This is a genomic window from Nocardioides lacusdianchii (assembly GCF_020102855.1).
In the GTDB taxonomy this organism is placed as follows: domain Bacteria; phylum Actinomycetota; class Actinomycetes; order Propionibacteriales; family Nocardioidaceae; genus Nocardioides; species Nocardioides lacusdianchii.
Window position 1 is genome coordinate 134,105 of record NZ_JADHZD010000005.1, and the last position, 12,978, is coordinate 147,082.

The following is a 12,978-nucleotide window of genomic DNA, read 5'->3' on the forward strand; positions in this document are numbered from 1 at the left end:
CGATGTCGCGGCGGTGGACGGGATCCCCCCACGGGACCCCGCCCGCGCCGTGCGACCGGCTCCTGTGATCAGCCGCGGTCGGTGGAGTCGCCGGTGACGACGACGTAGAAGCGCTTGCGGGCGCCGTCGGTGGTGAAGCTGCCGTCGCTGTTGCGCGGGCTCACCACGAGGTGGTTCGGGTTGCCGGTGCCGGGAGGCGCGCAGTTCACGACGCCGGGCGTGCAGACGGCCGCCGAGATCTCGCCGGAGAACTCCGGGTTGGCGTCCGCGCCGGGGGCGCGGCCGTTGAGGATCGCGTCGCCGTTGAGGTCGGCGGTGTTCTGGAGCGCGATCGTGGCGATGACCGCGTTGTTGGCGAGGTTCTCGCCGGCGTTGATGTAGACGTTGCCGTTGGCGGCGGCAGGGGCCGCGGGGTAGCCCGCGGTCACCGAGAAGCCGCCGGACTGGGCGATGATCGCACCGGTCGCGTCGACGAGGGCCCACCGGCCGACGCCCGCGGGGCCCTGGGGGCCGGACGGCAGCTCGCCGGCCTTGAAGTCGCGCGACTTCAGGGAGCCGTTGCGGATCTTGTTGGACCCGATCACGTCGTTCTTGATGTCGCGGCCCTTGAGCGTCTTGTCCTTGATGTCCATGGTCGTCAGGGAGTTGTTCCTGACGTCGTCCGAGCCGATCAGGCCTGCGGCGTACGACGTGCCGGTAGAAGCCACCACGAGGGCCATGACCGACACGGCCATGGACGGGGACGGGCGGCGGATGGAGGGGAGGCGCATGGGTCGAACCCTTCGTCGGCGGTGCCGCCGGGTATCGACGGCTTTCGAGGTGTTCGGAGTGAGCCGGGTCACGGATCGGTGCGACTTTCGCGGGACCTTCAGCCCTGCCCCCCACCGTGGTCGCGGCCTAGCGTCGAGGCAGGAGACCGCACGCGAAGGAGTGATCGCCATGAAGGACGAGGTGGACGACGAGGTCGTGACCCGGCTCAGCCCGGACGAGTGCTGGGAGATGCTGCGCGAGGAGGAGTTCGCCCGCCTCGCCTTCCGGATGGTCGACGAGGTCCACATCACGCCGATCAACTACGCCGTCGACCACGACACGCTGCTCTTCCGCAGCGCCGGCGGCGACAAGCTGCTGGCGGTGGCGATGGGGTCCGAGGTCGCCCTCGAGATCGACCGCTACGACGACGACCACGCCCGCAGCGTCGTCGTACGCGGCTCGGCCCGGATCCTCGACGAGCACGAGGAGCACCGTGCGGAGAACCTCCCGCTCCGCCCGTGGGTCGGCACGTTGAAGTACAACGTCGTCGAGATCACCCCGCGCGTGGTCACCGGCCGCGCCTTCCGCCTGTCCCGCCCGTGGCTGCACCTGACGCTGCACGAGTGAGGCCGCGGGTTTGGCGCTCGATGGCACGGTGGAGGCATGGGAATCATGAAGAAGGCCGGCGCCTTCGCAGTCGCCAAGAAGGTCTACGACGAGGCTCGCAAGCCGCACAACCAGGCCAAGATCAAGAGCGCCGTGGCCAAGGTGCAGGAGCGCCGTCAGCGCCCTCGCTGACCTGAGCTGAGCCGAGCCCGCGCGCGGCGTCAGGCGCCGCGGCGGGGTCGGTGTCCCCACGCGAAGGCACCGAGCCCGAAGAGCACCGGCCACAGCGCCAGCCGCTCGAGCGCCCCGGCGGCCTGCTCGTCGCCGGACACGATGAAGCCCACCGCGGCCGCAGCGGTGACGATCCCCGTCGCGAGCAGGGCCTTGGCCAGCCGCGGCTGGTCGTGCCGGATGCGGTGGCCGAGCCCCATCAGCGCCAGGGGCTGGGCGAGGAACAGCGGTGTCGCGGCGATCGCGTGCAGCGTCGCGTCCTGGTCGAGCGGCGCCAGCCCCGTGGCGTACGAGCTCACCCCCGAGACGACGAGCAGCCCCGTCACCCACGGGCCGAGGGGCTTGACGAGCAGCAGCGCACCGCCCGCGAGCAGCACGCCGTAGCCCATGAAGGACCCGTTCATCACCGCGTGGCGCGGTGAGCAGTAGGCCTCCGAGCAGCCGACCTCGCCGAGCTTGCTCACCGAGTCGGCCACGAAGCTGTAGCCGCCGGTCGTGGCGGCCGCGGTGACGACCTCGGTCGCGATGTACGTCGGTCGCAGCAGGAAGGCGACCGCGCCGAGCCGGGCGGCGCGCGAGGGGGCGTCGGGCACGCCGCCAACCTACTGGCGACCCCACCATCGGGGTGGGCCGGGCATTGCGGGTCGCCGGTGGTGGGGCGTAGACCGGAGGGCATGACCACCACACCCATGGAGCCGTCCACCGAGCCCGAGGTCGTCCCGTCCGGGGACCCCGACGTGAGTCCGATCGATCCCGGCCAGGAGCCGGGTGCTCCCGCCCCGGAGACCGACCCAGCCCCCGTCTGAGCGACGTGGCCGCCGACCTCGAGCGGTTCGTCCGTGCCCAGGACGACCGCGGGACCCACAACCGCGCGCTCGCCGAGCTGCGCGCGGGCAGGAAGACCAGCCACTGGATGTGGTTCGTCTTCCCGCAGGTCGCCGGCCTCGGGCACAGCCCCACCGCGCAGGCGTACGCCGTCGCAGACCTGGCCGAGGCCCGCGCCTACCTCGCCCACGACGTGCTCGGTCCCCGGCTCCACCAGTGCTGCGACGCCCTGCTGGGGCTCGAGGGGGTGTCCGCCGAGCGGGTCCTCGGCAGCACGGACGCGATGAAGCTGCGGTCCTCGATGACGCTCTTCGCGCTCGCCGCGCCCGACGACCCGGTGTTCGACCGCGTGCTCGACCGGTTCTTCGGCGGGGAGCGCGACGAGCGCACTCCTGCCCTGCTGCTGTGAGCACCGTCATGCCTATGCTCGCCCCATGACGATCCAGCAGCCGACCGACCTCACCCACGCAGCGATGCTCGGACTCGGGGTCCACCGGCCGGAGCGCGTCGTCACCAACGACGAGATCTGCGAGGTCCTCGACTCCACCGACGAGTGGATCCAGACGCGGTCGGGCATCCGCACGCGCCGCTTCGCCGGCGAGGGCGAGACGCTGATCGGGATGTCGATCTCCGCGGCCGAGAAGGCGCTCGCGGCCGCGGGTGTGGAGGCCGCCGAGGTCGGGTGCGTGATCGTCGCGACGTCCACCCACCCCGAGCACACGCCCGCCTCCGCGCCGCAGGTCGCGACCGCGCTGGGCATCACCGCTGCGGCCTTCGACATCTCCGCCGGCTGCGCGGGCTTCTGCCACGCGCTCAACCTCGCGGCCTCGATGGTGCGCTCGGGTGCGGAGAAGCACGTGCTGGTGATCGGCGTCGAGCAGCTCAGCCGCTTCATGGACCCGACCGACCGCGGCACCGCCTTCATCTTCGCCGACGGAGCGGGCGCGGTCGTGGTGGGACCGTCCGAGTCCGCCGGGATCGGTCCGACCGCGTGGGGCTCCGACGGCTCGCAGGCGCACGTGATCACCCAGACCCCGAGCTGCATGGGCCTTCGCAGCCACACCGACGCGGACCACCCGGTCGTCCAGATGGAGGGCACCGCCGTCTTCCGCTGGGCGCCGTTCGCGATGGCCGAGGTCGCCCACGAGGCGCTGCGCCTGGCCGGGGTGTCGGTCGACGAGCTCGACGCCTTCATCCCGCACCAGGCCAACCTGCGCATCACCCAGACGCTCGCGCGCAACATCAAGCTCCCCGACACCGTGGCGGTCGCGACCGACGTCATCGACTCCGGCAACACGTCGGCCGCGTCGGTGCCGCTGGCGATGGAGGCCATGCTGCGCCAGGACGAGGCGTCGGCCGGTGACACCGCGCTGCTGATCGCCTTCGGCGCCGGGCTCTCCTACGCCGGTCAGGTCGTGACGCTCCCTCCGCTGGCCCGGTAGCCGCGATGGACGAGGCCGAGGTCCGGCTCCGCAGCGGTGACCTGGTCCTGGTCCGACAGATCAGGGCGAGCGACGCGGTCGAGCTGCAGCGGGCGTTCGCGCTGATGAGCGAGGCGTCGCAGTACCAGCGCTTCATGACCGGCACCCCGCGGCTGACCGACAGCCAGGCGACCTACTTCTCGGCCGTCGACCACGTCGACCACGAGGCCTACGTCGCGCACGCCCCGGACGACGACACCTACATCATCGGAGTCGCGCGCTTCATCCGCTACAGCTCCGCGCCCGACGACGCCGAGCTGGCCGTCACCGTCGCGGACTCGTGGCAGGGTCGCGGGCTGGGCGCGGCCCTGCTGCGGGTGCTGACTGCGCGCGCGGTCGAGGTGGGGGTCAAGCGGTTCCGCGCCGAGATGATGGCGAACAACGCCGCCATCATCGGCCTCCTGCGCAGCGCCGGCATGACGGACGAGACGGTGAGCGGTCGGCTGGCCACCGGCCACGTCGTGCTCGCCCCTCGCGACTGACTCAGGCGCGCGCGAGCCGGTCGGCCACGACGGTCCACACGTCGGGGTCGATGCCCATCCCGATGTGGGTCGACGACACCTCGACGTGCTCGGCGTCGGGCGAGGTGTGGTCGAGGCAGGCCTGCCACGACACGATCCCGTCGCGCTTCGAGAACAGGATCGTGAGGGGCACGGGGATCGGTGCCGTCGGGTCGAGGCGCTCTACGACCCGCTGCGCGTCGGGGTCCGGTCCGCGGCGGTAGGCGCGGGCCACGGTCGTGTGCCGCGGTGCGCCGGTGACGGGCGTGCCGTAGGTGATGACGCGGCGTACGGCGTCGGGGTGGCGACGCGCCACCTCGCGCGCGATCACTCCGCCGAGGCTCCACCCGACCAGGGAGGCGGGCTCGCCCTTCGCCTCGACCAGCTCGAGCAACCGCTCCGACAGGCGAGCCACGTCGCGCCGGGGGTCGCCGGTGTTGGTGCCGAAGCCCCAGCCCCGGGCGTCGTACCCCAGGCGCCGGAGGTAGGCACGCAGGGGCGCCCCGGACAGCTCGGGTGCGCGCCAGCCGGGGATGTCGACGACGAGGTGGCCGTCGCCCCGCGGCGCCGAGGACAGCCGCGGCAGCGCACCCAGCAGGCGTACGCCGTCGAGCGCGGACCCGAGCTCGCCGAGCGCGGCGCGCGTGGAGGGAGGGCCGCTGGGGTGACCCAGGTCGCCGGGGTCCGCGCGGTGCCGCGCCCGCGAGCGGACGCCGGCCGCGGCCAGCAGGTGGTGACCGGGGAGGGGCAGGCGGGACATGCCGCGACTGTACGACGGCCCTCAGCCGCAGCGCGGCCGGTTCGTCCGCGAGGTGGCGGGAGCACTGCGTGGGTCCTCGGGCCAGGAGTGCCTGGGATAGCGCCCGCGCAGGTCGGCACGCACCCCCGGGTAGCCGTTGTCCCAGAAGGACTGCAGGTCCGCGGTGACGGCCGCCGGGCGCCGCGCGGGGGAGAGCAGGTGCAGCAGGAGCGGGACGCGGCCGCCGGCCAGGACCGGCACCGCGGTCCAGCCGAAGACCTCCTGCAGGCGCACGGCGAGCACCGGCTGGTCCTGGGAGTAGTCGATCCGCACGCTCGACCCGCTCGGCACCTCGACGCGCTCCGGCGCCAGGTCGTCGATCCGGCCCGCCTCCGGCCACGGCACCATCGCCCTCAGGGCGGCGGTCACGTCGATGCGACGGAGGTCCCGGTCCGTGCGGACCCGTGCCAGCTGCGGTCCGAGCCAGGAGTCGAGGCCCTCTGTCAGTGCTGCGTCGCCCACGTCGGGCCACGGGTCGCCGAGCGCGCGGTGGAGGAAGTCGAGGCGGGCGCGCAGCGCCGTGGCCGCGTCCGTCCAGGAGAGGAGGGCGATGCCCTCGCTCGCGATCGCCCCACGGATCGCGTCGCTCACGGCCTGCGCGGGCGGGTCGCCGAGCGGGACGGAGCTGAGCTCGATCGCGCCCAGCAGCGTCCGTCGACGGGCCAGCACCCTGCCATCGGTCCAGGTGACCTCGTCCACCTCGGTCCACAGCGAGCCCGCGGCCTCCAGCGCGAGGTCCTCGGTGAGGGGTGCCGCCGCCCGGATCTGCGCCTCGCGCTGCCCGGGCCGTCGCTGGGCGTCACCGACGGCGAGCCACTCGAGTCCGGCCAGCGGACCCGGGTCGCGCGGGTCGAGCGCCGCGCCCGTCCCCGACGCCATCAGGTAGCTCGACGTGCCGGAGCGCTTGCGGGCGATCCGGTCCGGGTGCGCCAGGGCCACCACCAGACCCACGGCCACGTCGTCGGTGAGTGCGCGGGCATCGTCCGACGCCCCTGTCCGGTCGCACTGCTTCGTCAGCACCTCCTGCAGGCGGGTGACCTGGCTGCGCCACGATCCGGCTCGCTTGTCGGCGCGCAGCGACCGAAGGGCCGCGACCAGGTCCCCGCCCGGAGCGCGTACGTCCTCGCTCAGCATCGCGACCACCTCTGCGGCTCGTCCGTCCCCGACGAGCCGGGCCCCGTCGATGAGGGCCCGCGCCAGCCGGGGATCGACCGGCACGCCAGCGATGACCCTGCCCCGCGCGGTGACCCTCCCGTCGTCGGTCATGGCACCCAGGCCCACCAGCACCTCCGTGGCCGCCGACAGTGCGTGCGCCGGTGGCTGGTCGAGCAGCGCCAGGTCGCGGACGTCGTCGCTGCCCCAGCACGCCACCTCCAGGGCGAAGGCGGTCAGGTCGGCGGTGGCGATCTCGGGCTCGGGGTGGGGTGCCAGGTGCGCGTGCTCCGCCTCGGACCAGCACCGCAGCACCGCGCCCGGACCCAGCCGCCCGGCCCGTCCTGCCCGCTGCTCGGCCGCCGCCCGGCTCACCGCCACCGTGACCAGGGACGCCAGTCCGCGGCGGTGGTCGGTGCGCGGCTCGCGCGAGAACCCGGCATCCACCACGACACGTACGCCGGGGACCGTCAGCGACGACTCGGCGACCGCGGTCGAGACGATCACGCGCCGGCGCGGGCCCGTGCTGAGCGCGCGGTCCTGCTCGGCGCCGGACAGCCGTCCGTGCAGGGCGTGCACGGTCGCGTCCACGCCCGCGAGGCGTCGTACGGTCGCCTCGACCTCCGCGACGCCCGGCACGAAGACCAGGACGTCCCCCTCGTGCGCGGCCAGCGCACGGCGTACGGTCGCGGCGACGTGGTCGTGGAACGCCGGGGTGATCCCCCGGTCGTCGGTGCGGCGCGCGCCCGCGGGCAGCGGGCACCAGACCTCCTGGACCGGGTGCAGGGCACCGGGGACGCGGATCACCGGAGCGTGGTCGTCGTCGCCGCCACCGAGCAGGGCGGCCGTCCGCTCGGCTTCGACGGTGGCCGACATCGCCACCAGGGACAAGTCCTCACGCAGGTTGGCCCGTACGTCGACGAGCAGCGCCAGCGTCAGGTCGGCGTCGAGATGGCGCTCGTGCACCTCGTCGAGCACGACCGCCCCGACGCCGACCAGCTCGGGATCGTGCTGGATGCGCCGCAGCAGCAGACCGGTCGTGACGACCTCGACGCGCGTACGCCGACTGCTGCGGCGGTCCCCGCGCACGGAGTATCCGACCGTCTCGCCGACCGGCTCGCCGAGCAGGTTCGCCAGGCGCCGGGCGGCAGCACGGGCGGCGATGCGGCTGGGCTGGGTGACGATGACCCTGCCCTGCACGACCCCGGCGACCGCAGGTGGGACCAGGGTCGTCTTGCCGGTGCCCGGCGGTGCCTGGACCACCGCGACCCCGCGCGTGCGCAGCGCTTCGACGAGAGCGGGCAGCCCCGCGGTGACCGGGAGGTCGGGCGGCGCGGCGAGCAGGGTGCGCAGCGGGTCGGACACCCGTGCAGTGTGCCCGACGCGCGTCGTCTGACGGGGCTGCCTGAGACCCGGTTGCGGGTCGGCCCGACCACCGCACGTGGTCGAACCCGATGTCGGTGCCCTCTGGAAGAGTTCTCCCATGACAGCGATCGCGCACTTCGACGACCACCAGGTGGTGGCCTTCGCGCGGTGGCTGGAGGCCGATCTTGCAGAGATCGTGGATCGACCGATGTGGTCGATGTCGACCCGTGACGCGGAGCACGCGCTCCTGGCATTGACGCGGGTTCGCGGCCAGCTCGACGCGTTGCTCATGCGGGTGCTGCGGCAGGCCGAGGCCGTGGGCGCGGGCCTCGACACGGGAGCGACGTCGACGACCAACTGGTGGTCCCACGCGACCCGCACCACCCGCGTCGAGGCGCACCGCACCGCTCGGCTGGCCAGATCACTGGAGGACCACGAGGAGGTCAGCCGGGCGCTGGTCGCCGGCGACGTGCGGACCGACCAGGCGCGTGTCGTCACCGAGGCGGTCGACGCGCTCCCCGACGTGGTGGAGGAGGGGGTGCCGAAGGCGGCGACGCGGTTCCTGCTGGAGAAGGCCGGTGAGCACGACGCGAAGGCACTCCGGATCCTCGGGCGCCGCGTGCTGGAGGTGGTCGACCCCGCTGCTGCCGATGCCGACGAGGCGCGTCGGCTGGAGGCAGAGGAGGCGGATGCCCTGGCTGCCGCGTCGTTCACCCTGGTCGACGACGGGCGCGGGACATGCCACGGCCGCTTCACCGTCCCCTCGCTCCACGGGGCGATGCTCGCCAAGGACTTGAAGGCCCGCGTCGCCCGGACGCGTCGGCGGGCTGCCGAGAAAGACCCCGACCCTCGGACACCCCGTTACGCCCGACACAGGATGGGACTGGCGTTCGTCGACTACGTGGAGAGCCGTCCGCGCAGGTCAGTCCCGAAGGCCGGCGGTCTCGCGGCCACTGTCGTCGTGACGATGGAGCTCGAGACGCTGTTGGGCGGGTTGAGGGCCGCCTCGCTCGACACCGGTGGTCGGATCAGCGCCGGCGAGGCGCGCCGGCTGGCCTGCCGCGCAGGGATCGTCCCGGTGGTGCTTGGCGGGCCGAGCGTGCCACTCGACGTCGGTCGCAGGCGACGGTTCCACACCGAGGCCCAACGGATCGCGATGGGGATCCGCGACGGCGGCTGCACCGCGGACGGCTGCGACGCACCACCCGCCATGACGGAGGCCCACCACGACGAGGTGCCCTGGTCGCGCAACGGAGGGACGAGCGTCGAGAAGGGTCGGTTGCTCTGCCCTCCGCACCACCGCCGCGTCCACGACGCGGCCTTCCAGCACCATCTCGACAAGCACGGCAAGGTCCGCTTCACCAGGCGGACGTAGGGAGCCGCCACCCAGGGACACGCGGATGCTGACACGCGTGGGCTCGGGCTCGGGCTCAGGCTCGGGTCACCCATGGACTTGGTGCCGGATCCGAGGCGTCGCCCTCGACCGGCGTGCCGTCCGGGTCGTAGCCTCGCGAGCATGGGGGCGCGGGCACCGGTGACGTACGAGCAGCACGACCACGTGGCGGGTCCGTACCTCCACGGCACCAGGTCCGAGGTGCGCCCGGGGGACGAGCTGGTGGCGGGGTGGTCCTCGAACTTCCAGGAGGGCCGCGTGTCGAACCACCTCTACTTCACGACGCTCGAGAGCACCGCGGCGTGGGGCGCCCAGCTGGCGACGGCGCTCGCCGGCCTGGAGGGAAGGGGCCACGTCTACGTCGTCGAGCCGACGGGGCCGTTCGAGGACGATCCGAACGTCACCGACAAGCGCTTCCCCGGCAACCCGACCGAGTCCTACCGCACCCGACACCCGCTCCGGGTCCTGCACGAGGTCGACGACTGGCAGGAGCACCCGCCCGAGGCGCTGCAGGCGATGTTGGACAGCCTGGCCAGGCTGCGGGAGCAGGGTCTGGACGTCATCGAGGACTGAGGACGCCCGAACGTGTGCGGAGGTCACGGCGGCATAACCATCCGGTGACGCTTGGTCACGGCCGCAGCGTGAGGGCGGTTGTGAGGTCTCCATCGGTCGCGCACGGTGGATGGGGAAGCCGACCGAAGGAGTCGAGACACCTGTGTTCACGCTCACCAAAGAGACCGGATCGCCACGGCAGTGGCACGTCATCGCGACGATCGCGCTGGGGGTGGTCCTGGCGGTGGTCCTGTCCGCCTGCGGCCAGGAGAGCCCGGGTCGCGCGACGCCGTTGGGCGAGCGCGCCGAGAACGACGTCCCCCTCAATCCTCCAACGCTGCGGTTCCACGTGTCGGCGGACGGACAGGTGGACGCCTCACCCGACCTGGAGGCCGAGGCCGGAGAGGTCGTTGCAGTGGTGCTCGAGAACGAGGGCGACGCCGACTACGAGCTCCGGCTCCTCGACCCGGAGGGCGACGACGTGTTCGTGGTCGAGGCGCCGGCAGGCGGTCGTGGAGACGGTCGCACGATGCCCCGCGACGTGGGACCGCACGTCGTCGAGGTCTACCCGGTCGGAGAGCCGGGGGCCGCCGAGGAGTTCGCCCTCGAGGTGTCCGAGACCTAGGCCGACGCTGTGCGGTGGCCGCTCCACCAGGCGGACGTAGGGATCACGCCACCGGGAAACGCGGATGCTGATGCGTACGGCCCCCGGCTAGCCTCGAGGTCTCGCCCCACCCCTGGGGCGGCCGGGCTCCGCAGGCTCGACCTGCGCGGCGACCGGGATCCGTGAACAGTGGTCCGACCACATCGGCAGGGGTTGCCCGGCGGCCGGGTCGCACGACCCGGCCCGCCGGTGCCGGACGACGGTGGCGGGGCGCTCCCTCAGCCGCGCAGGCGTACAGACAGACACGTCACGCAGCCCTCGAGCTTCTCGAACTCCGTGACGTCGACGGCCACCACACGCAGCCCGCGCTCCTCGTAGAGCGCGCGGGTGCGCGGCGCGCTCGCCGACATCAGCACGGTCGACCCGTCGAGCAGCACGACGTGCGACCCCGGCTCCTCGGGGACGGCCAGGAACGAGTCCCAGACGTCCGGGTCGTCGACGACCTCCTCCCACCCCACGACCGTGCCGTCGGGCAGGGCGGTGACCGCCGACTTCAGGTGCAGGGCCCTGGTGAGCGGTACGGCGACCACGGTGGCGCCCATCGGTGCGAGGTGGGCGGCGAGCTGGTCGATCCCGCTCCGGTTCGTGCGTCCGCCGAGACCGACCCAGACCGTGCCGTCGTGCTTGAGCACGTCGCCTCCGTCGAGGGTGCCGGGCGCTTCGACGTGGGCGATGCGGAGGCCGAGGTCGCGCAGGACCTGCTCCGTGCCGGTGACCTCGGCGCGGCGCTCGTCCGCACCGGGACGCGCGATGACGGCCAGGTCGTCGTACACCACCACGGTGTCCTCGACGAAGACCGAGTCCGGGCACTCGGGTGCGGGCGGGACCTCGATGGTCTCCCAGCCCTCGCCCCGGAGGGCGGCGACGTAGGCCTCCCACTGCTGCACTGCGAGGTCGACGTCGACCGGGACGCGGTCGATGTGGGTCAGCAGGCCCTCGGCGAGGCGGGGGCTGGGGCGGCGGACGAGGGCGCGACGGTTCATCCGCCGATCCTCGCAGGGCGGAGCGTACGGAGAGCCTTGACGTCCACCGCACGGCACCGAATGGTGGCCCGAGCCGTGTCCCCCAGGGTGAGGAGATCCCGTCATGTCCACCACCAGCGCCAAGCCACGATCCTCCGGGCTCGCGGGGGTGATGCGGCCGGTCAACTCCGTCGTCGAGCGCTTCATCCCCAGCGCCCTGGTGTTCGCCATCGTGCTGACCTTCGTCGTGGCGATCATGGCGCTGCTCCTGACCGACGCCGGGCCGGTCGACATCACCCGCGGCTGGGGCGAGGGCCTGTCCGGACTGCTGGCCTTCATGACCCAGATGGCGTTGATCCTGCTGCTGGGCCACACGCTGGCCAACACGGGTCCGGTGCGGCGGCTGCTCGCCAAGATCGGCGGCCTGCCGAAGACAGCGCTGCAGGGCTACCTCTTCGTCTTCGTCGTCGCCGCCGTCGCCTCGCTCATCACCTGGGGCCTCGGCCTCGTGGTCGGCGTGCTGCTCGCGGTGGAGGTCGCCAAGCAGGGCCGGGAGAAGGGGCTGCGGCTGCACTTCCCGCTGCTCGTCGCGGCGGGCTACTCCGGCTACGTTATCTGGCACATGGGCTACTCCGGCTCCGGCACCCTGACGGCCGCCACCGAGGGCTCCTTCATCGCCGAGCAGCTCGGCGAGACCATCCCGATCAGCGAGACCACCTTCGCCTGGTGGAACCTCGTCGCGATCGTGGCCACCATCGTGGCGGTGGGCATCGGCCTGGCGCTGGTCGCGCCGCGGGGCGGCGACCCGGTCATCGAGCTCGACGAGAATGCCCGCTTCGGCGACGACGTCGTGATCGACGAGGTCGTCACCCCGGCTGACCGGGTCGACGCCAGCCGGGTGCTCACGACGCTCGTCGGCCTCGCCCTGGTCGCCTACCTGGTGATCCACTACTCCGACGGCGGCACGGCCACCCTCGACATCGTCAACTGGACCTTCCTGGCGCTGATCTTCCTGCTGGTGCGCAGCCCGCTCGAGCTGATCGCCCTGGTGAAGAACGCCGCGTCCAACGTCGGCGAGATCCTGCTCCAGTTCCCGCTCTACGCCGGGATCATGGGGATCATGGCCACCTCCGGCCTGATCACCGTCCTCTCCGACTTCCTGGTCGACACCGCCGGCCCCTCGACCTTCGGCCTGCTGGCCTTCCTCTCGGCCGGGCTGGTGAACTTCTTCGTCCCGTCGGGCGGCGGGCGGCGGGCAGTTCGCCGTGCAGGGACCGGTGATGCTCGACGCCGGGGCTCGCCTCGGCGTCGACCCCTCGGTGACGATCATGGCGATCGCCTACGGCGACCAGTGGACGAACATGATCCAGCCCTTCTGGGCGTTGCCGGTGCTGGCCATCTCCGGGCTGAAGATCCGCGACATCCTCGGCTACACGCTCGTCACCCTCATCGCGTCGGGGCTGGTCTTCGCCACCACGATGCTGCTCGTCGGCGCCGGGTAGGCCGCGCCGGGACGGCGTACGACGCCCTGCCGAACCGACTGTTGACCGGGCGCTCCCGGGCGCGGATCATGGACAGCAGAGGGGAGTACCCCGTCCTCGACGACATCGTCACCCCGGTCGGCCCTGTCCGCCCCGGTGCGTCGGCCGCTCGAGCAACAGCGGTGGGGAAGACCTCCGGGAGTCCGGCGTGAGCCGG

Annotated in this window: 15 protein-coding genes; 10 read left to right on the forward strand and 5 right to left on the reverse strand. The window is 72.8% G+C overall.

Annotated features, from left to right (window positions below; translation table 11 throughout):
* Window positions 1-68 precede the first annotated feature (68 nt).
* Window positions 69-770, reverse strand: coding sequence for a hypothetical protein (locus IRX98_RS09075; protein WP_224276005.1), 702 nt, complete (start codon window positions 768-770; stop codon window positions 69-71).
* Between the two features lie 169 nt (window positions 771-939).
* Between IRX98_RS09075 and IRX98_RS09080 the strand changes: the two genes are divergently transcribed.
* Window positions 940-1,377 carry a pyridoxamine 5'-phosphate oxidase family protein gene (locus tag IRX98_RS09080; protein WP_224276007.1) on the forward strand — a complete coding sequence of 146 codons (438 nt, stop codon included), beginning with the start codon at window positions 940-942 and terminating at the stop codon, window positions 1,375-1,377.
* A gap of 36 nt (window positions 1,378-1,413) precedes the next feature.
* The gene (locus IRX98_RS23030) at window positions 1,414-1,548 is read left to right on the forward strand and encodes a hypothetical protein (RefSeq protein WP_268928838.1); all 135 of its coding nucleotides are present in this window, start codon (window positions 1,414-1,416) and stop codon (window positions 1,546-1,548) included.
* Between the two features lie 29 nt (window positions 1,549-1,577).
* Here IRX98_RS23030 and IRX98_RS09085 read toward each other — a convergent pair whose 3' ends face one another.
* Window positions 1,578-2,180, reverse strand: coding sequence for a DUF998 domain-containing protein (locus tag IRX98_RS09085; RefSeq protein ID WP_224276009.1), 603 nt, complete (start codon window positions 2,178-2,180; stop codon window positions 1,578-1,580).
* Between the two features lie 81 nt (window positions 2,181-2,261).
* Between IRX98_RS09085 and IRX98_RS23035 the strand changes: the two genes are divergently transcribed.
* The 4 genes from IRX98_RS23035 to IRX98_RS09100 are packed head-to-tail and all read left to right on the forward strand — an operon-like array spanning window position 2,262 to window position 4,375.
* On the forward strand, window positions 2,262-2,393 hold the full coding sequence (locus tag IRX98_RS23035) for a hypothetical protein (protein WP_268928839.1): 132 nt from the start codon (window positions 2,262-2,264) through the stop codon (window positions 2,391-2,393).
* A gap of 5 nt (window positions 2,394-2,398) precedes the next feature.
* Window positions 2,399-2,821 (forward strand): DUF1810 domain-containing protein, encoded by a 423-nt coding sequence (locus IRX98_RS09090; RefSeq protein WP_224276011.1) that lies wholly within the window; start codon window positions 2,399-2,401, stop codon window positions 2,819-2,821.
* 25 nt (window positions 2,822-2,846) lie between these two features.
* Entirely contained in the window at window positions 2,847-3,854 is a 1,008-nt protein-coding gene (locus IRX98_RS09095; protein ID WP_224276013.1) for a beta-ketoacyl-ACP synthase III, read from the forward strand.
* Window positions 3,855-3,859: 5 nt separating this feature from the next.
* Window positions 3,860-4,375 carry a GNAT family N-acetyltransferase gene (locus tag IRX98_RS09100; RefSeq protein WP_224276015.1) on the forward strand — a complete coding sequence of 172 codons (516 nt, stop codon included), beginning with the start codon at window positions 3,860-3,862 and terminating at the stop codon, window positions 4,373-4,375.
* 1 nt (window position 4,376) lies between these two features.
* Here the strand turns inward: IRX98_RS09100 and IRX98_RS09105 are convergent, their stop codons facing one another.
* Both IRX98_RS09105 and hrpB read right to left on the reverse strand, forming a co-directional pair.
* A complete protein-coding gene (locus IRX98_RS09105; RefSeq protein WP_224276017.1) occupies window positions 4,377-5,153 on the reverse strand; it encodes an esterase/lipase family protein in 777 nt (258 codons plus the stop codon).
* Between the two features lie 21 nt (window positions 5,154-5,174).
* Entirely contained in the window at window positions 5,175-7,709 is a 2,535-nt protein-coding gene (gene hrpB / locus IRX98_RS09110) for an ATP-dependent helicase HrpB (protein ID WP_224276019.1), read from the reverse strand.
* 118 nt (window positions 7,710-7,827) lie between these two features.
* Between hrpB and IRX98_RS09115 the strand changes: the two genes are divergently transcribed.
* The 3 genes from IRX98_RS09115 to IRX98_RS09125 all read left to right on the forward strand — a co-directional run bounded on the left by IRX98_RS09115 (window position 7,828) and on the right by IRX98_RS09125 (window position 10,279).
* Entirely contained in the window at window positions 7,828-9,084 is a 1,257-nt protein-coding gene (locus tag IRX98_RS09115) for an HNH endonuclease signature motif containing protein (RefSeq protein WP_224276021.1), read from the forward strand.
* A 141-nt stretch (window positions 9,085-9,225) separates the two neighbouring features.
* On the forward strand, window positions 9,226-9,675 hold the full coding sequence (gene arr / locus IRX98_RS09120) for an NAD(+)--rifampin ADP-ribosyltransferase (protein ID WP_224276024.1): 450 nt from the start codon (window positions 9,226-9,228) through the stop codon (window positions 9,673-9,675).
* Window positions 9,676-9,817: 142 nt separating this feature from the next.
* Complete coding sequence (locus IRX98_RS09125) at window positions 9,818-10,279, forward strand: hypothetical protein (protein WP_224276025.1); 462 nt, start codon at window positions 9,818-9,820, stop codon at window positions 10,277-10,279.
* 257 nt (window positions 10,280-10,536) lie between these two features.
* Here the strand turns inward: IRX98_RS09125 and ddaH are convergent, their stop codons facing one another.
* Complete coding sequence (gene ddaH, locus IRX98_RS09130; RefSeq protein WP_224276027.1) at window positions 10,537-11,301, reverse strand: dimethylargininase; 765 nt, start codon at window positions 11,299-11,301, stop codon at window positions 10,537-10,539.
* Window positions 11,302-11,404: 103 nt separating this feature from the next.
* On the opposite strand from ddaH, the gene IRX98_RS09135 reads away from it, so the two are divergent.
* On the forward strand, window positions 11,405-12,973 hold the full coding sequence (locus tag IRX98_RS09135; protein WP_235745359.1) for a TIGR00366 family protein: 1,569 nt from the start codon (window positions 11,405-11,407) through the stop codon (window positions 12,971-12,973).
* Window positions 12,974-12,978: the final 5 nt, after the last annotated feature.

Coding starts and splice junctions, on each gene's coding strand:
- ddaH (WP_224276027.1), bottom strand. CDS start 11,301: ATGAACCGTCGCGCCCTCGTCCGCCGCCCCAGCCCCCGCCTCGCCGAG.
- IRX98_RS09115 (WP_224276021.1), top strand. CDS start 7,828: ATGACAGCGATCGCGCACTTCGACGACCACCAGGTGGTGGCCTTCGCG.
- IRX98_RS23035 (WP_268928839.1), top strand. CDS start 2,262: ATGACCACCACACCCATGGAGCCGTCCACCGAGCCCGAGGTCGTCCCG.
- IRX98_RS09075 (WP_224276005.1), bottom strand. CDS start 770: ATGCGCCTCCCCTCCATCCGCCGCCCGTCCCCGTCCATGGCCGTGTCG.
- IRX98_RS09095 (WP_224276013.1), top strand. CDS start 2,847: ATGACGATCCAGCAGCCGACCGACCTCACCCACGCAGCGATGCTCGGA.
- IRX98_RS23030 (WP_268928838.1), top strand. CDS start 1,414: ATGGGAATCATGAAGAAGGCCGGCGCCTTCGCAGTCGCCAAGAAGGTC.
- IRX98_RS09100 (WP_224276015.1), top strand. CDS start 3,860: ATGGACGAGGCCGAGGTCCGGCTCCGCAGCGGTGACCTGGTCCTGGTC.
- arr (WP_224276024.1), top strand. CDS start 9,226: ATGGGGGCGCGGGCACCGGTGACGTACGAGCAGCACGACCACGTGGCG.
- IRX98_RS09135 (WP_235745359.1), top strand. CDS start 11,405: ATGTCCACCACCAGCGCCAAGCCACGATCCTCCGGGCTCGCGGGGGTG.
- IRX98_RS09105 (WP_224276017.1), bottom strand. CDS start 5,153: ATGTCCCGCCTGCCCCTCCCCGGTCACCACCTGCTGGCCGCGGCCGGC.
- IRX98_RS09080 (WP_224276007.1), top strand. CDS start 940: ATGAAGGACGAGGTGGACGACGAGGTCGTGACCCGGCTCAGCCCGGAC.